The sequence below is a fragment of the Lelliottia amnigena genome, from assembly GCF_019047465.1.
GTDB classification, from domain to species: Bacteria; Pseudomonadota; Gammaproteobacteria; order Enterobacterales; family Enterobacteriaceae; genus Enterobacter; species Enterobacter amnigenus.
Genome location: NZ_CP077236.1, coordinates 529047 through 552878, shown reverse-complemented (window position 1 = coordinate 552878; position 23832 = coordinate 529047). Strand labels below are relative to the sequence as shown.

Genomic DNA, 23832 nt, shown 5'->3' with positions numbered 1-23832 from the left:
CTTCAGAGAAACGTCTCAACGGCTTCTCGCATTTTTTTGACATGCAGCCCGTAGACCACCTGAACGTTGTTACCTTGTTTGATAATTCCCTTCGCGCCGGTCGCCTTGAGCCGTGGCTCATCAATAATGGCGACATCTTTCACGGTGACGCGCAGTCGGGTGTAGCAGTTATCCACCACTTCAATGTTTTCTCGTCCGCCGAGGCCGATAACAATGGATTCTCCCAGCCCGTCGTTATTGCCTTTCGCCTGATACTCTTGCTTGCTGTACAGGCGGGTCTCCTGATCTTCGTCCTCACGCCCCGGCGTCTTCATGTTGAATCGCAGGATCAGGAAGCGGAACACGATGAAATAGAGCGCGAACATAATCAGCCCGACCACGATGTACATCGGCCAGTTCGACTTCTCCGTGCCGAGCGGCAGGTTATAGAGAATGAAATCGATAATGCCGTTGGCGCCGATGGCGTGAACGCCGAACAGATAAAACAGCATCATGCCGAGGCCGGTCAGCACCGCATGCACAACGAAAAGCAGCGGGGCAACGAACAGGAAGGAAAACTCAATGGGCTCGGTGACGCCCACCAGCAGCGACGTCAGCGCCGCAGGGATCAGAATCGCTTTGGCGATTGCTTTGCGCTCCGGTTTAGCGGTCATGTACATCGCCAGAGCCGCGGCGGGCAGGCCAAACATTTTGCTGATGCCGCGCGCGTCCCATACCACGGTGCTGCTGAGTTGCTTCACGTCCGGGCAGGCCATCTCGGCAAAGTAAATATTGCGCGCGCCCTGGTAAGTCGTCCCGCAGACTTCCTGCGTGCCGCCCAGTTCGGTATAGAGGAAAGGGGTGTAGACAAGGTGGTGGAGGCCGGTCGGTACCAGAATGCGCTCCAGGAACCCATAAATGGCCACGCCAAACGGACCAGACCCTTTAATCGCCAGCGCCATCGTGCTGATACCGTGTTGAGCAAAGGGCCACAGCTCGCTCATTATGACGCCCAGCAGCATTGAGACCGGTAGCATGATAATGGCGACAAAACAGTGGCCGGAATAGATCGCCATCGCCCCGCTAAACTGTACGCCGGAGTATTTGTTGTACAGGTATCCAGAAAGAGCACCGGTCAGGATCCCGGCAAAGACGCCCATCTCCAGAACCTGCACGCCCAGCACCATGCTTTGGCCGGCTGCTTTCATATGCTCGGCGGGAGCGAGTTCCCCCTGCAACTGAAGCGTCACATTCATGGCGTTGATAAACACCACAAATGTCACCAGACCGATTAACGCCGCGTAACCTTTGTCACGCGCCGCCAGGCCAACAGGGATCCCGACGGCAAACACTAATGCCAGATTTACCAGCACCGATACGGCAGATTTGGCAATCAACTGTCCAATGTGTTGAATCAGCGGATTCCCCAGAAACGGCAGGTACTCGGCAAGATTACCGTTACCTAACACGTTGCCGAAAGCGATGAACAGACCGACAATGGGTAAGATAAGTACCGGTCCGTACAATGATTTTCCGAAGTTTTGTAGGGCGTTCACGGCTCGTTTCATGGCTATCTCTCTTATTGAACCGCGCACTCAGAGTGCGTCTCAGGCTTAAAACTAGCAGGTGATGGGGCAAGGTATCCAGCTATCTTATTGTTTTAAAAACAAATGACTTAGAAGGTTACATGTAACGTGCGACACTGTGACCGGTGTGGCAGCAGGGGTTCAGGCAAAGCGATATGCGAGGCGCTTTCCAAATTCTTGCACTGGACTTTTGAATTAATCAAACTAGCCGATAATAATTACCCGGATGACCATCAACAGGCCTCACAGGCCAGGGACAAAAGATGAAACCGTTTCGTATAGCCGCACTTTCGCTGGCACTGTTTTCCACGTTCACGCTCTTCGGTTGTGATAACAGCGACGATAAAACACAGGTCGCTGCACCAGCTGCATCGGCCGCCGCGCCTTCCAAAGCGACTGAAAAACCTGATGGTGAAAAGCTTGCGAAACTGGCTGCGCAAAGCGAGGGGAAAGCGCTGACGCTGTTGGATGCGTCTGAAGTACAGCTTGATGGCGCATCGACCCTGGTGCTGACGTTTTCTGTCCCGCTCAATCCTGATCAAGATTTCGCCCGTACCGTCCACGTCGTCGATAAAAAAAGCGGGAAAGTGGACGGCGCGTGGGAACTCTCTCCCACGCTCAAAGAGTTGCGCCTGCGTCACCTGGAACCGAACCGCAATTTGGTGGTGACTATCGAGCGCGATCTTCAGGCACTGAACAAAGCCACATTTGGTATTGATTACGAAAAAGCCCTGACTACGCGCGATATTGAACCCAGCGTGGGGTTTGCCAGCCGGGGTTCACTCCTGCCGGGAAAAGTGGTCGAAGGTTTGCCGGTCATGGCCCTGAACGTCAACAACGTGGACGTGAATTTCTATCGAATTAAGCCGGAATCGCTGGCGGCGTTTGTTAGCCAGTGGGAATACCGCAATTCTCTGACCAACTGGGAATCCGATAATCTGCTCAAAATGGCAGAGCTGGTGTATACCGGACGCTTTGACCTGAATCCGGCGCGTAACACCCGTGAAAAACTGCTGCTCCCGCTGCGCGATATCAAGCCGTTACAGCAGTCAGGTGTCTACATCGCCGTGATGAATCAGGCCGGGCATTACAACTACAGCAATGCCGCCACACTGTTCACATTGAGCGATATCGGCCTGTCTGCGCATCGCTACCACAATCGTCTTGATATTTTCACCCAGAGCCTGGAAAACGGCGCCGCGCAATCCGGCATCGAGGTCACGCTGCTGAATGATAAGGGGCAAACCCTGGCGCAAGGCACCAGTGATGAGCAGGGGCACGCGAAGCTCGAAACCGATAAAGAGGCCGCGTTGATCCTGGCGCGTAAAGACGGGCAAACGACGCTGCTCGACCTGAAACTCCCGGCGCTCGATCTGGCTGAGTTTGATATCGCCGGTGCGCCCGGTTTCAGCAAACAATTCTTTATGTTTAGCCCGCGGGATCTCTATCGTCCGGGCGAAACGGTCATTCTCAACGGTTTGCTGCGTGACAGCGACGGCAAGCCGCTTCCGGATCAGCCTGTGAAGCTGGAAGTCCTCCGTCCCGACGGGCAAGTGGCGCGCACGTTTGTCAGCCAGCCAGAAAATGGGTTGTATCGCTTTAATTATTCGCTTGATAGCGGCGCGCAGACCGGCATGTGGCATATTCGCGCAAATACGGGCGACAACCAGCAGCGGATGTGGGATTTCCATGTCGAAGATTTTATGCCGGAGCGCATGGCGCTTGAACTTAAAACGCAGAAAACGCCGGTTTCGCCGCAAGATGAAGTGAATTTCAATGTGGTGGGTTATTACCTTTACGGTGCCCCCGCTAATGGGAACAGCCTGCAAGGGCAGTTGTTCTTGCGACCACTGCGTGAAGCTGTCACCGCATTACCTGGCTTCCAGTTTGGTGACATTGCAGAAGAGAATCTCAGCCGCAGTCTGGATGAAGTGCAATTGACGCTCGATGAAATGGGGAGAGGGCAGATTTCAACCGAGAGTCAGTGGAAAGAAACCCATTCACCGCTGCAGCTTATCCTTCAGGCAAGCCTGCTGGAATCCGGTGGCCGTCCGATAACCCGTCGTGCGGAGCAGGCGATCTGGCCTGCGGAGACACTTCCAGGTATTCGCCCACAGTTTGCCAGCAAAGCGGTCTATGACTACCGAACCGATACCACGGTGAATCAGCCGATTGTTGATGAAAACGGTAACGCCAGCTTCGATATCGTCTATGCCGATGCTAGCGGGGCAAAAAAAGCCGTCTCAGGCTTACAGGTTCGTCTGATCCGTGAGCGCCGTGACTACTACTGGAACTGGTCGGAAAGCGAAGGCTGGATGTCCCAGTTTGATCAGAAAGAGCTGGTTGAAGGTGAGCAGGAGATGACGCTGGCAGCCGACGAGACGGGCAAAGTGACGTTCCCCGTAGAGTGGGGTTCATACCGTCTGGAAGTCAAAGCGCCAGACAATGTGGTCAGCAGCGTGCGTTTTTGGGCCGGTTATAGCTGGCAGGACAACAGCGATGGCACCGGTGCGGCTCGTCCGGATCGCGTAACGCTGAAGCTCGACAAACCCGCCTATCAACCAGGCGATACCATTAAGTTGCACATCGCCGCACCGGCCGCAGGCAAAGGTTATGCGATGATAGAGTCCAGCGAGGGGCCGCTGTGGTGGAAAGAGATCGATGTGCCGGCAGACGGGCTGGAGCTTGCAATACCGGTCGATAAAACCTGGAAGCGCCACGATCTTTACCTGAGCACGCTGGTGGTTCGTCCGGGGGATAAATCCAAATCGGCCACACCAAAACGTGCGGTGGGTCTGCTGCATCTGCCAATGGGAGATGAAAATCGCCGTCTGAATATCGCGCTGGATAATCCGCAGAAAATGCGCCCAAATCAAACGCTGTCCGTAAAAGTTAAGGCCAGCGTCAAAGAGGGGACGATCCCTCAAAAAGTGAACGTACTGGTTTCCGCCGTGGATAGCGGTGTATTGAATATTACCGATTACGCCACCCCGGATCCGTGGCAGGCCTTCTTCGGCCAGAAACGCTACGGCGCAGATATCTATGATATTTATGGTCAGGTGATTGAAGGGCAGGGCCGATTGGCGGCGCTACGCTTTGGTGGTGATGGCGATGAACTTAAACGCGGCGGTAAACCGCCTGTGAATCATGTCACTATTATTGCTGAACAGGCGCAGCCCGTCGTGCTGGATGCCAATGGAGAAGGAACGGTTTCATTACCGATTGGCGATTTCAACGGCGAGCTACGGCTGATGGCGCAGGCCTGGACCGAGGATGACTTCGGTAGCAATGAAAGCAAAGTGATCGTCGCCGCGCCCGTCATTACTGAACTGAACATGCCACGTTTCCTGGCCAGCGGCGACACCACACGCTTAACGCTCGATCTCACTAACCTTACCGACCAGCCGCAAATGCTGAATGTCGCGCTGAGTGTTTCAGGGCTGATGGCACTTGAAGGTAGCCAGCCGCAACCGGTTAAATTAGCACCGGGTGCGCGAACCACGCTCTTTATCCCGGTGCGGGCTCTGGAGGGCTACGGTGACGGTGAGATCGCTGCAGAAGTCTCAGGTTTGACGCTTCCGGGCGAGACATTCGCTGCGCAGCAGAAAAGCTGGAAAGTCGGCGTGCGTCCGGCATTCCCTGCACAAACGGTCAATACGGGTGCGATGCTCAATCCGGGCGAAAGCTGGACGGCACCTGCCCAACACCTCACCGGGTTCTCTCCGGCAACCCTGCAAGGGCAACTGCTGCTCAGCGGCAAGCCACCGTTAAACCTGGCACGTTATATCCGCGAGTTACAGGCTTACCCTTATGGTTGTCTGGAGCAAACCGCCAGCGGATTGTTCCCGTCGCTTTATACCAATGCAGCACAACTCGCAGCACTGGGCATCAAAGGAGACACCGACGATAAACGTCGTGCGGCCATTGATATTGGCATTTCGCGCTTGCTGCAAATGCAGCGCGACGAGGGTGGTTTTGCCTTGTGGGATAAAAACGGTCCCGAAGAGTATTGGCTCACCGCATACGTTACTGACTTCCTGGTACGTGCCGGTGAGCAGGGCTACAGCGTGCCAGTTGATGCCATCAATAATGCCAACAGCCGTCTGCTGCGCTATCTGCAAGACCCCGGCATGATGTCGATTCGCTACAGCGACAATGCGCAGGCGAGTAAATTTGCCGTGCAGGCTTATGCTGCGCTGGTGTTAGCACGTCAGCAAAAAGCACCGCTGGGGGCGCTGCGTGAAATCTGGCAGCGTCATGATCAGGCCGCTTCAGGGCTGCCGTTGATGCAGTTAGGTATGGCGCTGAAATTGATGGGTGACGCACCGCGAAGCCAGCAGGCACTGGATTTAGCGCTTAAAACTCCGCGAAGTGATTCCAGAAACTGGATGGCAGATTATGGTAGCCAGCTTCGTGATAATGCGCTGATGCTCTCGCTGCTGGAAGAGTACAAGCTGCTGCCGGATGCGCAAAATAGCCTGCTGAATGTGCTGTCAGAGCAGGCCTTCAGCCAGCGCTGGCTGTCAACTCAAGAAAGCAATGCCCTGTTCATGGCCGGACGTTCATTACAGACGCTTTCCGGAACATGGCAGGCAACGACCAGCCTGTCTGAAAATATGCTCAGTGGCGATCGTGCGCAGGTGCAAAATGTCGCTGGCGATCGGCTTGGCGCATTGCAGGTCACAAACAGCGGGACAGGACCGATGTGGGTGCGTCTTGATACCGCAGGTTATCCGGAATATGCGCCGCAGCCGAGTTCAAACGTTCTGCAAATCGAACGCCATATTCTGGCCACCGATGGCAGCACCAAATCGCTCTCTTCGCTTAAAAGCGGTGAGCTGGTGCTGGTCTGGCTGGAGGTCAAAGCCAATCAGAATGTCCCTGATGCACTGGTGGTCGACTTATTGCCTGCCGGGCTTGAGCTTGAAAACCAAAACCTGGCCAGCAGTAGCGCCAGCCTGCAGGACAGCGGCAGTGAAGTCCAGAATCTGCTCAGCCAGATGCAACAGGCTGATATCCAGCATATGGAGTTCCGCGACGATCGTTTCGTTGCGGCAGTCCCAGTAAACGAAGGGCAACCCGTTACGCTGGTCTATCTGGCGCGTGCTGTAACGCCAGGAACATACCAGGTTCCGGTTCCCCTGGTAGAGTCCATGTATGTTCCGCAGTGGCGGGCAACAGGTGCGGCAAGTGGCCCGCTGATTGTCGTTCCGTAACGTGCGGTTAATGCATCTGAGACGGTCCCGCTGGCTATGGCTGGTGGGCGTTCTTCTTATTCTATGGGGACTGGTTTTCGCCGCCGATCGCCTGTGGCCGTTGCCTTTAAAAGAGGTCAGTCCCGCCCGCGTGGTTACAGATGAAAAAGGAATTCCGCTTTGGCGGTTTGCGGATAGCGAAGGGATATGGCGCTATCCGGTCACCATTCAGGAGGTCTCTCCGCGATATCTTGAAGCGCTGATCCAGTATGAGGATCGTTGGTTCTGGGAGCATCCCGGTGTGAATCCCTTCTCAGTCATGCGCGCGGCCTGGCAGGATTTGCGGTCGGGTAAAGTCGTCTCAGGTGGCAGCACGCTCACTATGCAGGTTGCGCGGCTTCTTGATCCTCATCCGCGCACCTTTGGCGGAAAAATCCGCCAGCTATGGCGAGCCATGCAGCTTGAATGGCATCTTTCCAAACGCGATATTCTCACGCTTTATCTTAATCGTGCCCCGTTTGGCGGGACGTTACAGGGAGTTGGTGCCGCAAGCTGGGCTTATCTTGGTAAATCCCCTGCCCAGTTGAGTTATTCAGAAGCCGCGCTTCTGGCGGTGCTCCCTCAGGCGCCAAGCCGCCTGCGGCCAGACCGCTGGCCGGATCGCGCTGAGGCGGCCAGAAATAAAGTTCTGGAGCGCATGGTGACGCAAGGGGTCTGGACGGCGCAACAGGTCAAAGAGTCGCGCGAAGAGCCTGTCTGGCTTGCACCACGACAGATGCCGCAATTAGCCCCGCTGTTCTCGCGCATGATGCTCAACAAAAGCCGTGAAAATAAAATTGTCACGACTCTGGATGCCTCCCTTCAGCGACAGCTGGAAGAGCTGGCGATGAACTGGAAATCCCGCCTCCCGTCGCGTAGCTCATTGGCGATGATCGTGGTTGATCATACCAACATGAAGGTGCGCGGTTGGGTGGGGTCGGTAGACATCACTGATGACAGCCGTTTTAGCCATGTAGATATGGTCAATGCGATCCGATCGCCGGGATCGGTACTGAAGCCGTTTATTTATGGTATGGCGCTCGACGACGGGTTGATTCATCCCGCCTCTCTGCTACAGGATGTTCCGCGCCGTACGGGAGATTATCGGCCTGGTAATTTCGACAGTGGATTTCACGGCCCCGTCAGCATGAGTGAAGCATTGGTCCGTTCGCTGAATCTACCCGCCGTGCAAGTGCTGGAAGCTTACGGGCCAAAACGTTTTGCAGCGTTGCTCAGTAACGCCGGTTTACCGCTACTCCTCCCTGCAGGCGCACAGCCTAATTTATCACTCATTCTCGGCGGAGCAGGGGCACGACTTGCCGATATTACGGCAGCCTACAGTGCATTTGCCCGGCACGGTAAAGCCGGTCGATTGCGCGTGCAGCCAGGCGATCCGCTCGTCGAGCGACCTTTACTTTCGCCGGGCGCTGCGTGGATTATTCGGCGTATTTTAGCCAACGAGTCGCAACCGCTGCCTGATGCTGCGCTGCCACAGGTTGCGCCGCTGGCGTGGAAAACCGGCACCAGCTATGGCTACCGCGATGCCTGGGCGGTGGGTTTGAACGCGCGTTATCTTATTGGTATCTGGACGGGTCGCCCCGACGGCACACCTGTCGCAGGGCAGTTTGGGTTTGCCAGCGCTGTGCCGCTGCTGAATCAGGTCAACAACGTGCTTCAGTCAAACTCGATGACAGACGAATCTCGCCTGCCACGCGATCTGCGTCCTGATTCGGTGGGGCGCGGCGTTATTTGCTGGCCGGGCGGACAATCGCTACCCGTAGGAAGTGAAAATTGTCGCCGCCGGTTGTCGACATGGCTCCTTGACGGGAGCCAGCCGCCAACGCTGTTGCTGCCGGAGCAGGAGGGCATTCGAGGAATTCGTTTTCCAATTTGGTTAGATAAAGCGGGCAAGCGCGTTGCAGCTGATTGTCCGGGCGCGCAAGAAAAAGTGTTAGATGTCTGGCCGCTACCGCTTGAGCCGTGGCTGCCTGCATCTGAGCGAAGAAGGGCGCGTATTCCGCCATCATCTTCCGTTTGTCCCCCTTTGGCACAGGATTCACCCGCACCCTTCCAGTTAACCGGGATGCGCGAGGGGGCTGTTATCAAACGTTTGCCTGGCGAATCGCGCGTATCGTTGCCGCTCGCCACATTTGGCGGGGAAGGGAGACGCTGGTGGTTCCTGAACGGCGAGCCTTTGGATGCTCAAGGGCGTACTTACACTTTACAGCTTGATAAAGCAGGCGATTATCAGGTACTGATCATGGATGAAACAGGGCAGGTCGCCACAGTAAACTTCGTCCTGCAGTGAACAAAATCAAATGGGCGATAGGGTCTGTTGCTAAAGCTCGTCTTATTTTAAAAAAATGTTACTTAGATCCATAGGCAATAGGACTAATGCTCTCTATAATCCGCGCCAGGTCATACAGACGTATGCAAAACAACAGAACAAATTACAGGGGTTATCATGACTATTGAACGTACTTTTTCCATCATTAAGCCAAACGCGGTGGCAAAAAACGTTATTGGCAGCATCTTTGCTCGCTTTGAATCTGCAGGGTTCAAAATCGTTGGCACTAAAATGCTGCATCTGACCGTTGAACAGGCTCGCGGCTTCTATGCAGAGCATGACGGTAAACCTTTCTTCGACGGTCTGGTGGAGTTCATGACTTCCGGCCCGATCGTTGTTTCTGTGCTGGAAAGCGAAAATGCAGTACAGCGTCACCGCGATCTGCTGGGTGCAACCAACCCGGCTAACGCCCTGGCGGGTACTCTGCGTGCTGATTATGCGGATAGCTTCACTGAGAACGGAACTCACGGCTCTGATTCAGTGGAATCTGCCGCGCGCGAAATCGCCTATTTCTTTGGTGAAGGCGAAGTGTGCCCACGCACACGTTAATTTTTTCGTAAATGCTGCGTGCAAACGTGGCATCCCTGCGCCAGAATTTGTACAATGCTACGCCCCGGAAGAGCAGACTGCTCACCGGGGCGTTTCTTTTTAACCCTCCACGGGCCATAACGTGTAACAACGAGGCCGGAAAATACTATGTCTGAATTAGTGAATACCTCCGAAGTCGCCACTGTCGCGGTTCCCAATAAAAATGGAAAAATCAACCTGCTGGATCTGAACCGTCAGCAGATGCGCGAGTTCTTTCTGGAAATGGGCGAAAAGCCGTTTCGTGCCGACCAGGTCATGAAGTGGATGTACCATTATTGCAGCGATAACTTTGATGACATGACGGACATCAACAAAGTGCTGCGCAATAAGCTGAAAGAAGTGGCTGAAATCCGCGCTCCTGAAGTGGTCGAAGAGCAACGCTCTGCCGACGGCACCATCAAATGGGCGATTGCAGTAGGCGATCAGCGTGTTGAAACGGTGTATATCCCGGAAGAAGATCGTGCGACGCTGTGCGTCTCCTCTCAGGTGGGGTGTGCACTTGAGTGCAAATTCTGTTCAACGGCGCAGCAGGGCTTTAACCGCAACCTGCGCGTTTCTGAAATTATCGGCCAGGTCTGGCGCGCAGCGAAAATCGTTGGCGCGGCCAAAGTTACGGGCACTCGTCCTATCACCAATGTGGTGATGATGGGCATGGGTGAGCCGCTGCTGAACCTGACCAACGTCGTTCCAGCGATGGAAATCATGCTGGACGATTTCGGTTTTGGCCTGTCCAAACGACGCGTGACGCTCTCTACGTCTGGCGTTGTCCCTGCGCTGGATAAGCTGGGCGACATGATTGACGTTGCGCTGGCGATTTCTTTGCATGCACCCAACGATGAAATCCGTGATGAAATTGTACCGGTTAACAAAAAGTACAATATCGAAACCTTCCTCGCTGCCGTGCGCCGCTACCTTGCGAAGTCCAATGCGAATCAGGGCCGTGTCACTATCGAGTACGTGATGTTGGATCATGTGAATGATGAAACCGATCATGCACATCAGCTGGCTGAGCTGCTTAAAGACACACCGTGTAAAATCAACCTGATCCCATGGAACCCGTTCCCGGGTGCGCCATATGGACGTAGCTCGAACAGCCGTATCGACCGTTTCTCCAAAGTGCTGATGGATTATGGGTTTACCACTATCGTGCGTAAAACCCGTGGCGATGACATTGATGCAGCCTGCGGACAGCTGGCGGGCGACGTGATTGACCGTACCAAACGCACGTTGCGTAAGCGTATGCAGGGTGAGACGATCGACGTTAAAGCTGTTTGATTATTATGCAGTCACGGCGCATGCTTTGCGTCGTGAAGCATTAGCTTACTGAATAATCAGTCAGATTCATTGTAATCACTTAATAATTACGGTGCGTTTCTGACGACTTTAAGGCAGTATGTAACGTCGTAACAACAGTTTAGCTTCGCGAGTTGAGCTGCACTGTAAACTAAGGCCTGGCAGTCCTATACTGTCTGTCTAAGGTTAATTGACCAGAAGTTTCGCGGTGCGGGTGGCATTGTGTCTGACCGGCACCTGAATCCTAATTTACACGTACCAGTAGTTGTAGCGAATGAATACTGAAGCCACTCACGATAAAACTGAAGCACTCTCCACTGGCGTTCGTCTTCGCAACGCCCGTGAACAACTCGGACTCAGCCAGCAAGCTGTTGCAGAACGCTTGTGCCTGAAAGTTTCCACGGTACGCGATATTGAAGAAGATAAGGCACCCGCCGATCTTGCTTCAACGTTTCTGCGTGGTTACATCCGCTCTTATGCAAAACTGGTGCATATTCCCGAAGAAGAACTGTTGCCGATGATGGAAAAGCATGCACCGGTTCGCGCGGCGAAAGTCGCTCCGATGCAGACCTTCTCTCTGGGCAAACGTCGTAAAAAACGTGACGGCTGGTTAATGAGCTTTACCTGGCTGGTTCTGTTTGTGGTTATCGGCCTGACCGGCGCCTGGTGGTGGCAAAACCACAAAGCGCAGCAGGAAGAGATCACCACCATGGCCGATCAATCTTCAGCGGCATTGAATAATTCCGGTAACAACGGCGCGCAAAGCGTGCCGTTAAACACCGACAGCGCTTCGACGTCAAGTGAACCTCAAACCGCTGCGACGGACTCTCAGACTGTTGAACCTGTCCAGACTCCAGCGCCGACAATGACGCCAGATCAGACGACTGCGCAAAACGCAGTGGTTTCGCCTTCTCAAGCAAATGTTGATGCTGCACCGGCGGCAACGCCCACAACGACGGATAATACTAACGCTGCTCAGCCACTGCCTACCGATCAGGCTGGCGTTGCTGCAACGGCTACCGATGCCAACGCGCTGGTCATGAACTTCTCCGCCGACTGCTGGCTTGAAGTGACAGACGCGACAGGTAAAAAGCTGTTCAGCGGTTTGCAGCGTAAAGATGGCACGTTAAATCTAACGGGTCAGGCACCGTATAAGCTTAAAATCGGCGCTCCATCTGCGGTACAGATCCAGTATCAAGGTAAACCTGTCGATCTGAGCCGTTTTATCAGAACAAACCAGGTTGCGCGTCTTACCGTTAGTGCCGAACAATCTGCAGCACAGTAACAGGCGAGTAACGCGGGAGACTTTTCATGCATAACCAGGCTCCGATTCAGCGTAGGAAATCCAAACGGATCTACGTTGGGAATGTGCCGATTGGCGATGGTGCACCTATCGCCGTCCAGTCGATGACCAACACCCGTACCACGGATGTTGCTGCGACAGTTAATCAAATCAAAGCATTAGAGCGCGTAGGGGCGGATATTGTTCGCGTTTCCGTGCCGACAATGGATGCGGCTGAAGCATTCAAACTCATCAAGCAACAGGTCAATGTTCCGCTGGTTGCTGATATCCACTTCGACTATCGCATTGCGCTAAAAGTGGCGGAATACGGCGTCGATTGCCTGCGTATTAATCCGGGTAATATCGGTAGCGAAGAGCGTATCCGCGCGGTAGTGGATTGTGCCCGCGATAAAAATATTCCTATCCGCATCGGCGTTAACGCCGGATCGCTGGAAAAAGATCTGCAGGAAAAATACGGCGAACCTACCCCGCAGGCGCTGCTGGAATCAGCTATGCGTCATGTCGATCATCTTGATCGTCTTAACTTTGACCAGTTCAAAGTGAGCGTTAAGGCGTCTGATGTGTTTCTGGCGGTCGAATCCTATCGTTTGCTGGCAAAACAGATCGAACAGCCGCTGCACCTTGGGATCACGGAAGCCGGTGGCTTGCGTAGCGGTTCCGTTAAATCGGCCATTGGTTTGGGACTGTTACTATCCGAAGGCATCGGCGACACGTTACGCGTGTCGTTAGCGGCCGATCCGGTCGAAGAGATCAAAGTTGGTTTCGATATTTTGAAATCACTGCGCATCCGCGCGCGCGGCATCAACTTTATCGCGTGCCCAACCTGTTCACGTCAGGAGTTTGACGTTATTGGTACGGTAAATGCGCTCGAGCAACGTCTCGAAGATCTCATTACGCCAATGGATGTTTCGATCATTGGTTGTGTCGTTAACGGTCCTGGTGAAGCGCTGGTGTCTACCCTCGGGGTGACTGGCGGCAACAAGAAAAGTGGCCTTTATGAAGATGGTATTCGTAAGGATCGTCTTGATAATAACGACATGATCGATCAGCTTGAAGCCCGCATCCGAGCGAAAGCGACAATACTGGATGAAGCGCAGCGCATCAGCATTCAGCAGATCGAGAAATAACGTGATGGGAAGCGGTGCTTCCCATGTATGATTGAACCCATTCTTAGGGTTCTTTTTTGTATATAGAAAGAGAATAAACGTGGCAAAAAACATTCAAGCCATTCGCGGCATGAACGATTATCTGCCTGGCGAAACCGCCATCTGGCAGCGCATTGAAGGCACACTGAAACAGGTGCTCGGCAGCTACGGTTATAGTGAAATCCGTTTGCCGATTGTAGAGCAGACCCCGTTATTTAAACGCGCGATTGGTGAAGTGACCGACGTCGTTGAAAAAGAGATGTATACCTTTGAGGACCGTAATGGCGATAGCCTGACGCTGCGTCCTGAGGGAACGGCGGGCTGCGTACGTGCCGGCATCGAACATGGTCTTCTGTACAATCAGGAGCAGCGCCTGTGGTATATCGGCCCAATGTTCCGTCACGAACGTCCTCAAAAAGGCCGTTACCGCCAGTTTAACCAGCTGGGTGTCGAAGTGTTCGGTCTGCAAGGCCCGGATATTGACGCTGAACTGATCATGCTGACGGCGCGCTGGTGGCGCGAGCTGGGGATTTCTCAGCACGTTGCGCTGGAGTTGAACTCAATCGGATCCCTTGAAGCGCGTGCGAACTACCGTGATGCACTGGTTGCGTTCCTCGAACAGCATAAGGACAAGCTTGACGAAGATTGCCAGCGTCGCATGTACAGCAACCCGCTGCGCGTTCTTGATTCCAAGAATCCGGATGTTCAGGCACTGTTGAACGATGCACCTGCGCTGGGTGATTATCTCGACGAAGAGTCTCGCGAGCATTTCGCAGGGCTGTGTAAATTGCTTGAAGCCGCTGGCATTGCGTACACCGTAAATCAGCGTCTGGTGCGTGGCCTGGATTATTATAACCGCACCGTGTTTGAGTGGGTGACCACCAGCCTCGGCTCGCAGGGCACTGTCTGCGCTGGTGGGCGTTATGACGGTCTGGTCGAGCAACTGGGTGGTCGCGCTGCGCCGGCAGTTGGTTTCGCGATGGGCCTTGAGCGACTTGTTTTGCTGGTTCAGGCAGTTAATCCGGAATTTAAAGCAGAATCCGTTGTCGATATATACCTGGTCGCTTCAGGTGCGGACACGCAGTCTGCGGCCATGCAGTTTGCCGAACGTGTGCGCGATGCGCTACCGGGCGTTAAACTGATGACCAACCACGGTGGTGGCAACTTCAAAAAACAGTTTGCCCGTGCTGATAAATGGGGCGCAAGTGTTGCACTGGTACTGGGTGAGTCCGAAGTGGCCGCTGGTGAAGTCGTGGTGAAAGACCTGCGCTCTGGTGAGCAAACAACGGTAACGCAGGATGGCGTTGCGGCGCACTTGCGCACTTTACTGGGCTAAGGGGAAGAACGGCGTGGAAATGTACGAGAACGAAAACGACCAGGTTGATGCGGTTAAACGCTTTTTTGCTGAAAACGGCAAAGCCCTGGCTGTTGGTGTGATTTTAGGTGTGGGCGCGCTGATGGGCTGGCGTTACTGGAACAGCCATCAGGCTGATTCCGCGCGTGGCGCTTCCCTGGCTTACGAAAATACCGTTAGCGCAATTCGCGCCGATCAGCCTCAAACGCTGACGGCCGCTGAAAAATTCGCTGCTGACAATAAAAACATCTACGGCGCACTTGCGTCGCTTGAAGTTGCTCAACAATTCGTTGATAAGAACGAACTGGATAAAGCGGCTGCGCAGCTCCAGCAGGGTCTCTCTGCGACGAGCGATGATAATCTGAAAGCGGTGATCAATCTGCGTCTTGCCCGTATTCAGGTTCAGCAGAAAAAGGCTGACGATGCGTTGAAAACGCTCGACACCATTAAAGGCGAAGGTTTTGCAGCCATTGTAGCTGACCTGCGCGGTGAAGCTCTGCTGAGCAAAGGCGACAAACAAGGCGCGCGCAGCGCGTGGGAATCAGGCGTGAAAAGTAACGCCTCACCTGCGCTGAGCGAAATGATGCAGATGAAAATAAATAATTTGTCCGTCTGAGAGGGACCCGATGCAATTGCGTAAATTACTTCTGCCAGGACTGCTTTCCGTTACGTTATTGAGCGGCTGTTCACTGTTCAGTGGCGAAGAAGATGTTGTAAAAATGTCACCGTTGCCAACCGTTGAAAACCAATTTACCCCCTCCACCGCGTGGAGTTCTTCTGTGGGTAGCGGTATTGGTGATTTCTACTCCAATCTGCATCCAGCATTTGCAGACAACGTTGTCTACGCGGCTGATCGCAAAGGCACTGTTCGCGCATTTAATGCTGATGACGGTAAAGAAGTCTGGTCTGTGAACCTGGCAGAAAAAGACGGTTGGTTCTCTCGTGCACCTGCGCTGCTCTCTGGCGGTTTGACCGTTTCCGGCGGACACGTTTATGTCGGTAGCGAAAAAGCCCAGGTTTATGCGCTGAACACCAGCGATGGCTCCATCGCGTGGCAATCTCGCGTTGCGGGTGAAGCGCTGTCACGTCCTGTCGTCAGTGACGGTGTTGTGCTGATTCACACCAGCAATGGTCAATTGCAAGCGCTGAACGAGGCTGACGGTGCCGTGAAATGGACCGTTAACCTGGACATGCCATCACTTTCTCTGCGCGGTGAATCTGCTCCGGCTACGGCTTTTGGTGCAGCAATCGTGGGCGGTGACAACGGCCGCGTGAGCGCCGTACTGATGCAGCAAGGACAGATGATTTGGCAGCAGCGTATTTCTCAGGCTACAGGTCCGACTGAAATCGACCGCCTGAGCGATGTTGATACCACCCCAGTCATTGTCGACAATGTGGTTTATGCGCTGGCTTATAACGGTAACCTGACGGCGTTGGATCTGCGCAGCGGCCAGGTCATGTGGAAACGTGAGCTGGGTTCTGTGAATGATTTCGTCGTTGAAGGTAATCGCATTTATCTGGTTGATCAGAACGATCGCCTGCTGGCGCTGAACACCGATGGCGGCGTTACGCTGTGGACGCAAAGCGATCTGCTGCACCGTCTGCTGACTGCACCGGCGCTGTATAATGGCAGCCTGGTCGTGGGTGATAGCGAAGGTTACATGCACTGGATTGATCCAGAAAACGGACGCTTTGTGGCGCAGGAGAAAGTCGATAGTTCAGGATTCCTGACCGACCCTGTTGTTGCGGATGGCAAGCTGCTGATCCAGGCAAAAGACGGAACGCTGTACGCAATCACGCGTTAATCGTAGCGTTTGTAGTATAATAAACGGCTCCTGTTAACTCAGGAGCCGTTTTACTGTTTTTATAGACGTCGTGAATACGGCGTTATTTTGAATTTTATGAGGCTTCAAACATGGTACCTGTGGTCGCGCTTGTCGGGCGCCCGAACGTTGGAAAATCCACTCTTTTTAACCGTTTAACACGCACCCGTGATGCGCTGGTTGCGGATTTCCCGGGGCTGACTCGTGACCGTAAGTACGGTCGTGCTGAAGTGGAAGGACGAGAGTTTATCTGTATCGATACCGGTGGTATTGATGGTACAGAAGACGGCGTGGAAACGCGTATGGCGGAACAATCTCTGCTGGCAATCGAAGAAGCGGACATCGTGCTTTTCATGGTTGATGCCCGTGCAGGTTTAATGCCAGCCGATACGGCTATCGCCAAACACCTGCGTTCTCGCGAGAAGCCAACCTTCCTGGTGGCGAACAAAACTGACGGTATTGATGCCGATCAGGCTGTTGCGGATTTCTGGGCTTTGGGCCTGGGAGAAATCTATCCAATTGCAGCTTCTCATGGTCGTGGCGTTACCAGCCTGCTGGAAACAGTTTTGATGCCATGGGTTGACGAAATCAATCCGCCAGAAGAAATTGACGAAGACGCCGCATATTGGGCGCAATTCGAAGAGGCCGCGGAAGGTAAAGAAGAGCCTGTGGACGACTTTAACCCGCAGGATCTGCCGATCAAGCTGGCGATTGTCGGCCGTCCGAACGTAGGTAAGTCAACGCTAACTAACCGTATACTTGGTGAAGATCGCGTCGTGGTTTATGACATGCCGGGCACCACCCGTGACAGCATTTATATCCCGATGCAGCGTGATGAGCGCGAATACGTGCTGATTGATACTGCGGGCGTGCGTAAACGTGGGAAAATCACCGATGTGGTGGAAAAATTCTCGGTTATCAAAACGCTGCAGGCGATTGAAGACGCTAACGTGGTCATGCTGGTTATCGACGCGCGGGAAGGTATCTCCGATCAGGATCTCTCCCTGTTGGGCTTCATCCTCAATAGTGGGCGCTCACTGGTTATCGTCGTCAACAAGTGGGACGGCCTGAGCAATGATGTGAGAGAGCAAGTCAAAGAGATGCTGGACTTCCGTCTGGGCTTTATCGATTTTGCTCGCGTACACTTTATCTCGGCGCTGCACGGCAGTGGTGTGGGCAATCTGTTCGAATCCGTTCGTGAAGCCTACGACAGCTCAACGCGTCGTCAGAGCACCGCGATGCTGACGCGCATTATGACCATGGCCTCCGAAGACCATCAGCCGCCGTTAGTTCGTGGTCGTCGTGTGAAGCTGAAGTATGCTCACGCCGGTGGTTATAACCCGCCAATCGTGGTCATTCACGGTAACCAGGTGAAAGACCTGCCTGATTCCTACAAACGCTATCTGATGAACTACTTCCGAAAATCGCTGGATGTGATGGGCACGCCTATCCGAATTCAGTTCAAGGAAGGGGAAAACCCGTTTGCGGATAAACGCAACACACTAACGCCAAACCAGATGCGTAAGCGTAAGCGTTTGATTAAGCACATTAAGAAAAGCAAATAATTGCGCGATAAAACCCGACTCTGTCGGGTTTTTTGTTTTTTTATCCGCTGGGATTCACAATGGGTCAGGGCAGTTAAATGATCGCAGGGGATTACAGCGGGTGTTAACGACGCCATGTTAGAATGATCGTGTAACTAACATTCAATTGAGGAGTCACAATGACGATTATCTGTCCGGAGTGCCAGGCAAAGCTTGAGCCTGAAAATGGGATGGCGCATTGCGGCAACTGTGGTAACGATATCGCTCTGGTGGCGCGTTGCCCTGAGTGCCATCAGCCTCTTCAGGTCTTAAAGGCTTGCGGCGCGATCGATTATTTTTGCCAGAACGGCCATGGGTTGATTTCAAAAAAACGCGTTGAGTTTGAGCCGGTTTAAACCGGCTTTTTCTTACGCGTTTTTTTGGCAGGCGTTATACCTTTGACTTCGCTTTCTACCCAGCCATCAGCCAGGCGGGTCGTCATCAAATCTCCCGCCTTAACCTGTTTAGTCTGTTTCAACACTTTACCATCCGTCGCTGTGGTCACGCTGTAGCCACGTGCCAGCGTGGAGAGCGGGCTGACGGCTTCGAGATGGGTGACCGCATTCCCAAAACGTTCTCGCGTAGTGCTCAAACGTGCGCGTAAGTTCTCAGCGAGACGATATTCCAGCTGTTGGATACGGGTTTGCGCCCGATAGATTTTTGGCTGCGGGTTTTGCTGATTCAGGCGCTGCGTCATGCGCTGCTGACGAGAAACAGCGCGTTTGAGCTGGTTATCCAGCGCGAAATTCATGCGCTGACGCAGGCGTTCCAGTACGGTTTGCTGGCGCGCAAGTCGCAGCTGTGGATGCTGCTGCTGCAGCCGATGGTGCAATTGCGTAAAGCGATGGGCGCGATTGGCCAGGAAATAGTCCATCGCCATTTCCAGACGCTGTTGTCCGTTCTGTATCTGGCGCAGCAGTTCCAGCTGATTTCGACTCACTATCTCAGCCGCCGCGGACGGCGTTGGCGCACGCATATCCGATACAAAATCGGCGATAGTGACATCGGTTTCATGCCCAACGGCGCTGACGACGGGTATCTGACTGGCAAAAATCGCCCGTGCGACGCGTTCGTCGTTAAAGCTCCAGAGATCTTCCAGCGATCCGCCGCCGCGTCCGACAATTAACACGTCACACTCATGGCGCGCATTCGCCAGCTCAATAGCTCGAACAATTTGCCCCGGCGCGTCGTCACCCTGAACCGCTGTTGGGTAGATAATGACGGGCAGGGAAGGGTCGCGACGCTTTAGCACATGCAGAATATCATGCAGCGCTGCACCGGTTTTAGAGGTGATGACGCCGACGCAGTGCGCAGGCGAGGGGAGTGATTTTTTGAACTGCTGATCGAACAGACCTTCCGCTGACAGCTTCGCTTTTAACTGCTCATATTTTTGCTGTAACAACCCTTCGCCTGCGGGCTGCATGCTCTCAACGATGATTTGATAATCACCGCGCGGTTCGTACAGCGTGATATTGGCGCGGACCAGCACCTGTTGGCCATGCTGAGGACGAAACGTCACGCGGCGATTACTGTTGCGGAACATTGCGCAGCGCACCTGAGCGTTATCGTCTTTAAGCGTAAAATACCAGTGACCGGATGACGGCTGCGTGAAATTGGAAATCTCACCGCTGATCCAAACCTGTCCCATTTCCTGCTCGAGCAGTAAACGAACCGATTGATTGAGACGGCTAACGGTATAAATTGAGGGGCTTTGGGAAGATAACATGTGAGCGGGATCAAATTTTAAATCAGCAAGTTATTCAATCGATAGTAACCCGATGAGACACGATCGCAAGCATTTTTTATAAAAAAGTGTAGATGCAATCGGTTACGCTCTGTATAATGCCACGGCAATATTTAACCCTCCAGGTCAGAGATATTGCCCATGCTACGTATTGCCAAAGAAGCACTGACGTTTGACGACGTCCTCCTCGTTCCCGCTCATTCTACCGTTCTGCCGAATACTGCCGATCTCAGCACGCAGTTGACTAAAACCATTCGCCTGAACATTCCTATGCTCTCTGCGGCAATGGACACCGTGACTGAAGCGCGCCTGGCGATCGCCCTGGCACAGGAAGGCGGCATCGGCTTTATTCACAAAAACATGTCTATCGAACGCCAGGCCGAAGAAGTTCGCCGCGTGAAAAAACATGAATCCGGTATTGTCTCCGACCCACAGAGCGTTCTGCCAACCACTACGCTTGCGGAAGTCAAAGCGCTGACTGAACGTAACGGTTTTGCGGGCTATCCGGTTGTTACCGAAGATTACGAGCTGGTGGGTATTATCACTGGCCGTGACGTGCGTTTCGTGACTGACCTGTCTCAACCCGTCAGTGTTTACATGACGCCGAAAGAGCGTTTGGTTACCGTGCGTGAAGGCGAAACGCGCGACGTCGTGCTGGCCAAAATGCACGAAAAACGCGTTGAGAAAGCGCTGGTTGTTGACGACAGCTTCCATCTGCGCGGCATGATCACCGTGAAAGACTTCCAGAAAGCAGAACGCAAACCGAACGCCTGTAAAGACGAGCATGGCCGTCTGCGCGTTGGTGCTGCGGTTGGCGCAGGTGCGGGCAATGAAGAGCGTGTTGACGCGCTGGTTGCTGCAGGCGTTGATGTTCTGCTGATTGACTCCTCACACGGCCATTCCGAAGGCGTTCTGCAACGTATTCGCGAAACTCGCGCGAAATATCCTGACCTGCAAATCATCGGTGGCAACGTAGCCACAGGTGCTGGTGCACGTGCTCTGGCTGAAGCCGGTTGCAGCGCAGTCAAAGTCGGTATCGGTCCTGGCTCCATTTGTACTACCCGTATCGTCACCGGCGTCGGTGTACCGCAGATCACGGCGGTTTCTGATGCAGTAGAAGCGCTGGAAGGCACCGGTATTCCGGTTATCGCCGATGGCGGTATTCGTTTCTCCGGTGATATAGCGAAAGCCATCGCGGCAGGCGCAAGCGTGGTGATGGTGGGGTCAATGCTGGCGGGTACTGAAGAGTCTCCTGGCGAAATCGAACTGTTCCAGGGCCGTTCTTATAAGTCCTACCGCGGGATGGGGTCTCTGGGCGCGATGTCCAAAGGGTCTTCCGATCGCTACTTCCAGACTGATAACGCAGCCGACAAACTCGTGCCGGAAGGTATCGAAGGTCGCGTGGCATATAAAGGCCATCTGAAAGAGATTATTCACCAGCAGATGGGCGGCCTGCGTTCCTGTATGGGTCTGACCGGCTGTGGTACCATCGATCTGCTGCGTACTAAAGCGGAATTCGTACGTATCAGCGGTGCGGGCATCCAGGAAAGTCACGTTCACGACGTCACGATCACTAAAGAGTCCCCGAACTACCGTTTAGGCTCCTGATAAGTTTCCGCGCCCGGCTCAATGCCGGGCGCTTTGTTTCACTTGCCTCGGAATTATCGTCAATGACGGAAAACATTCATAAACATCGCATTCTTATCCTGGACTTCGGCTCCCAATACACGCAACTCGTTGCTCGTCGCGTTCGTGAACTTGGCGTTTATTGTGAACTGTGGGCGTGGGATGTCACGGAAGCACAGATCCGTGAATTTAATCCAAGCGGCATTATTCTGTCTGGTGGCCCGGAAAGCACCACTGAAGACAACAGCCCGCGCGCGCCGCAGTACGTCTTTGAAGCCGGCGTTCCTGTATTTGGCGTATGCTACGGCATGCAGACGATGGCGATGCAGTTGGGCGGCCATGTTGAAGCCTCGAACGAACGCGAATTTGGTTATGCACAGGTCGAAGTGTTGACTGACAGCGCGCTGGTGCGTGGTATCGAAGACTCCCTGACCGCAGACGGTAAACCGCTGCTGGACGTGTGGATGAGCCACGGCGATAAAGTGACGGCTATTCCGTCAGACTTCGTGACCGTTGCCAGCACCGAAACTTGTCCGTTTGCCATTATGGCTAACGAAGAAAAACGCTTCTACGGCGTGCAGTTCCACCCGGAAGTGACCCACACCCGTCAGGGTATGCGCATGCTGGACCGCTTCGTGCGCGATATCTGCCAGTGTGAAGCCCTGTGGACGCCGGCCAAAATCATCGACGATGCCATTGCGCGTATCCGTCAGCAGGTTGGCGACGACAAAGTGATTCTCGGCCTGTCCGGTGGCGTTGACTCCTCCGTGACCGCGATGCTGCTGCACCGTGCTATCGGTAAAAATCTGACCTGTGTTTTCGTCGATAATGGCCTGTTACGCCTGAATGAAGCAGAGCAGGTTATGGACATGTTTGGTGACCATTTCGGCCTGAATATTGTTCACGTTGAAGGCGAAGAGCGCTTCCTGACCGCACTGGCGGGCGAGAACGATCCAGAAGCGAAACGTAAAATTATCGGCCGCGTGTTCGTTGAAGTCTTCGACGAGCAAGCGCTGCGTCTGGAAGATGTGAAGTGGCTGGCGCAGGGTACGATTTACCCTGATGTGATCGAGTCTGCTGCTTCTGCCACCGGCAAGGCGCACGTCATCAAATCTCACCACAACGTGGGCGGCCTGCCGAAAGAGATGAAGATGGGTCTGGTTGAACCGCTGCGTGAGCTGTTCAAAGACGAAGTGCGTAAGATTGGCCTTGAGCTGGGTCTGCCATACGACATGCTGTACCGTCACCCGTTCCCGGGCCCAGGTCTGGGCGTGCGTGTGCTGGGCGAAGTGAAGAAAGAGTACTGCGACCTGCTGCGTCGTGCCGATGCTATCTTCATCGAAGAACTGCACAAAGCCGATCTGTACAACAAAGTGAGCCAGGCGTTCACCGTGTTCCTGCCGGTTCGTTCCGTCGGTGTGATGGGCGATGGCCGCAAGTACGACTGGGTTGTATCCCTGCGTGCAGTTGAAACCATCGATTTTATGACGGCACACTGGGCGCACCTGCCGTATGATTTCTTAGGTCGCGTGTCCAACCGCATCATCAACGAAGTGAACGGTATCTCCCGTGTCGTGTACGACATCAGTGGGAAGCCGCCAGCGACGATTGAGTGGGAATAATTTTACGTCCGACTATCGCCTGCACGTAAAGCAGTAAAATACTTCTGAGCCCGCGTAACTGCGGGCTTTTCTGTTTTTGTATCTGGCATTTTCTGCGCTACAGGGTGTGTAACTCGTTTATCCCGTTTTATGAATTCCATCGTGTGAGCGACTATTTTGAGACGTTGTGTTCGTTGAAGGGTTGTCCAAATCGGTTTCAGGCGGATTGAACAAAATAAACGGACATAATGAATTTCCTGCGTTAAATTTCAGCAAATAAATGACTGAAGCATATCCTGTATTTTCCGGGGTGATTACTCAATTACGTTATTTCACTCTGACGTTAAGATAATACTCAAACGTGACATATCTCCCAAAAATGACTGTCATGTATAAAACGCGATATTAGGCCTGCGAAGCATGGTTTGTCAGGAAATTCAGGGGGTAAAAATATCGTTTTAGCGGGAACTATTCACTGGTCGGAGAGGTGATTTTGAGAGCTGCTAGTTACCATTTCGAATATAGGATTTATAAATGGCATTTGTATCGACGATCACAGAAATAAAAAAACATAATTAATTAATTTAAAAACGTAATGGATTCTCTGGGGGGCCTGTGTCAGAAAC

General features: G+C 53.6%; 15 protein-coding genes. 13 read left to right on the top strand and 2 right to left on the bottom strand.

All coding sequences use genetic code 11. The features are described 5' to 3' along the window. Window positions 1-2: 2 nt before the first annotated feature. Window positions 3-1547, bottom strand: coding sequence for a PTS transporter subunit EIIC (locus I6L74_RS02570; protein WP_059179447.1), 1545 nt, complete (start codon window positions 1545-1547; stop codon window positions 3-5). A 281-nt stretch (window positions 1548-1828) separates the two neighbouring features. Here I6L74_RS02570 and I6L74_RS02565 point away from each other — a divergent pair, with 281 nt between their 5' ends. The 11 genes from I6L74_RS02565 to I6L74_RS02515 all read left to right on the top strand — a co-directional run bounded on the left by I6L74_RS02565 (window position 1829) and on the right by I6L74_RS02515 (window position 18591). Further along, a complete protein-coding gene (locus I6L74_RS02565; protein ID WP_059179446.1) occupies window positions 1829-6781 on the top strand; it encodes an alpha-2-macroglobulin family protein in 4953 nt (1650 codons plus the stop codon). A gap of 10 nt (window positions 6782-6791) precedes the next feature. Continuing rightward, a complete protein-coding gene (gene pbpC, locus I6L74_RS02560) occupies window positions 6792-9107 on the top strand; it encodes a peptidoglycan glycosyltransferase PbpC (protein WP_436970137.1) in 2316 nt (771 codons plus the stop codon). Between the two features lie 156 nt (window positions 9108-9263). Next, window positions 9264-9695, top strand: a complete 432-nt coding sequence (gene ndk / locus I6L74_RS02555; RefSeq protein WP_059179444.1) for a nucleoside-diphosphate kinase — start codon at window positions 9264-9266, stop codon at window positions 9693-9695. A gap of 147 nt (window positions 9696-9842) precedes the next feature. Continuing rightward, entirely contained in the window at window positions 9843-11009 is a 1167-nt protein-coding gene (rlmN, locus tag I6L74_RS02550) for a dual-specificity RNA methyltransferase RlmN (protein WP_059179443.1), read from the top strand. Window positions 11010-11301: 292 nt separating this feature from the next. Beyond that, window positions 11302-12312, top strand: a complete 1011-nt coding sequence (rodZ, locus tag I6L74_RS02545) for a cytoskeleton protein RodZ (protein ID WP_059179442.1) — start codon at window positions 11302-11304, stop codon at window positions 12310-12312. Window positions 12313-12338: 26 nt separating this feature from the next. Next, complete coding sequence (ispG, locus tag I6L74_RS02540; protein ID WP_015960005.1) at window positions 12339-13457, top strand: flavodoxin-dependent (E)-4-hydroxy-3-methylbut-2-enyl-diphosphate synthase; 1119 nt, start codon at window positions 12339-12341, stop codon at window positions 13455-13457. Window positions 13458-13536: 79 nt separating this feature from the next. Continuing rightward, on the top strand, window positions 13537-14811 hold the full coding sequence (gene hisS / locus I6L74_RS02535) for a histidine--tRNA ligase (RefSeq protein WP_059179441.1): 1275 nt from the start codon (window positions 13537-13539) through the stop codon (window positions 14809-14811). Window positions 14812-14824: 13 nt separating this feature from the next. Next, on the top strand, window positions 14825-15445 hold the full coding sequence (locus I6L74_RS02530) for a YfgM family protein (protein WP_059179440.1): 621 nt from the start codon (window positions 14825-14827) through the stop codon (window positions 15443-15445). Window positions 15446-15455: 10 nt separating this feature from the next. Next, window positions 15456-16634, top strand: a complete 1179-nt coding sequence (bamB, locus tag I6L74_RS02525) for an outer membrane protein assembly factor BamB (RefSeq protein ID WP_059179439.1) — start codon at window positions 15456-15458, stop codon at window positions 16632-16634. Between the two features lie 110 nt (window positions 16635-16744). Then, complete coding sequence (gene der / locus I6L74_RS02520; RefSeq protein WP_059179438.1) at window positions 16745-18217, top strand: ribosome biogenesis GTPase Der; 1473 nt, start codon at window positions 16745-16747, stop codon at window positions 18215-18217. Window positions 18218-18375: 158 nt separating this feature from the next. Beyond that, window positions 18376-18591 (top strand): zinc ribbon domain-containing protein, encoded by a 216-nt coding sequence (locus tag I6L74_RS02515; protein WP_059179437.1) that lies wholly within the window; start codon window positions 18376-18378, stop codon window positions 18589-18591. Here the strand turns inward: I6L74_RS02515 and xseA are convergent. Continuing rightward, on the bottom strand, window positions 18588-19961 hold the full coding sequence (gene xseA / locus I6L74_RS02510) for an exodeoxyribonuclease VII large subunit (RefSeq protein ID WP_059179436.1): 1374 nt from the start codon (window positions 19959-19961) through the stop codon (window positions 18588-18590). The genes I6L74_RS02515 and xseA overlap by 4 nt on opposite strands. A 159-nt stretch (window positions 19962-20120) precedes the next feature. Between xseA and guaB the strand changes: the two genes are divergently transcribed. Together guaB and guaA are read left to right on the top strand one after the other, a co-directional pair. Further along, window positions 20121-21587, top strand: coding sequence for an IMP dehydrogenase (gene guaB / locus I6L74_RS02505; RefSeq protein ID WP_059179435.1), 1467 nt, complete (start codon window positions 20121-20123; stop codon window positions 21585-21587). Window positions 21588-21649: 62 nt separating this feature from the next. Further along, entirely contained in the window at window positions 21650-23227 is a 1578-nt protein-coding gene (guaA, locus tag I6L74_RS02500; protein ID WP_015959994.1) for a glutamine-hydrolyzing GMP synthase, read from the top strand. Window positions 23228-23832: the final 605 nt, after the last annotated feature.

Coding starts and splice junctions, on each gene's coding strand:
- I6L74_RS02570 (WP_059179447.1), bottom strand. CDS start 1,547: ATGAAACGAGCCGTGAACGCCCTACAAAACTTCGGAAAATCATTGTAC.
- I6L74_RS02565 (WP_059179446.1), top strand. CDS start 1,829: ATGAAACCGTTTCGTATAGCCGCACTTTCGCTGGCACTGTTTTCCACG.
- pbpC (WP_436970137.1), top strand. CDS start 6,792: ATGCATCTGAGACGGTCCCGCTGGCTATGGCTGGTGGGCGTTCTTCTT.
- ndk (WP_059179444.1), top strand. CDS start 9,264: ATGACTATTGAACGTACTTTTTCCATCATTAAGCCAAACGCGGTGGCA.
- rlmN (WP_059179443.1), top strand. CDS start 9,843: ATGTCTGAATTAGTGAATACCTCCGAAGTCGCCACTGTCGCGGTTCCC.
- rodZ (WP_059179442.1), top strand. CDS start 11,302: ATGAATACTGAAGCCACTCACGATAAAACTGAAGCACTCTCCACTGGC.
- ispG (WP_015960005.1), top strand. CDS start 12,339: ATGCATAACCAGGCTCCGATTCAGCGTAGGAAATCCAAACGGATCTAC.
- bamB (WP_059179439.1), top strand. CDS start 15,456: ATGCAATTGCGTAAATTACTTCTGCCAGGACTGCTTTCCGTTACGTTA.
- der (WP_059179438.1), top strand. CDS start 16,745: ATGGTACCTGTGGTCGCGCTTGTCGGGCGCCCGAACGTTGGAAAATCC.
- I6L74_RS02515 (WP_059179437.1), top strand. CDS start 18,376: ATGACGATTATCTGTCCGGAGTGCCAGGCAAAGCTTGAGCCTGAAAAT.
- xseA (WP_059179436.1), bottom strand. CDS start 19,961: ATGTTATCTTCCCAAAGCCCCTCAATTTATACCGTTAGCCGTCTCAAT.
- guaB (WP_059179435.1), top strand. CDS start 20,121: ATGCTACGTATTGCCAAAGAAGCACTGACGTTTGACGACGTCCTCCTC.
- guaA (WP_015959994.1), top strand. CDS start 21,650: ATGACGGAAAACATTCATAAACATCGCATTCTTATCCTGGACTTCGGC.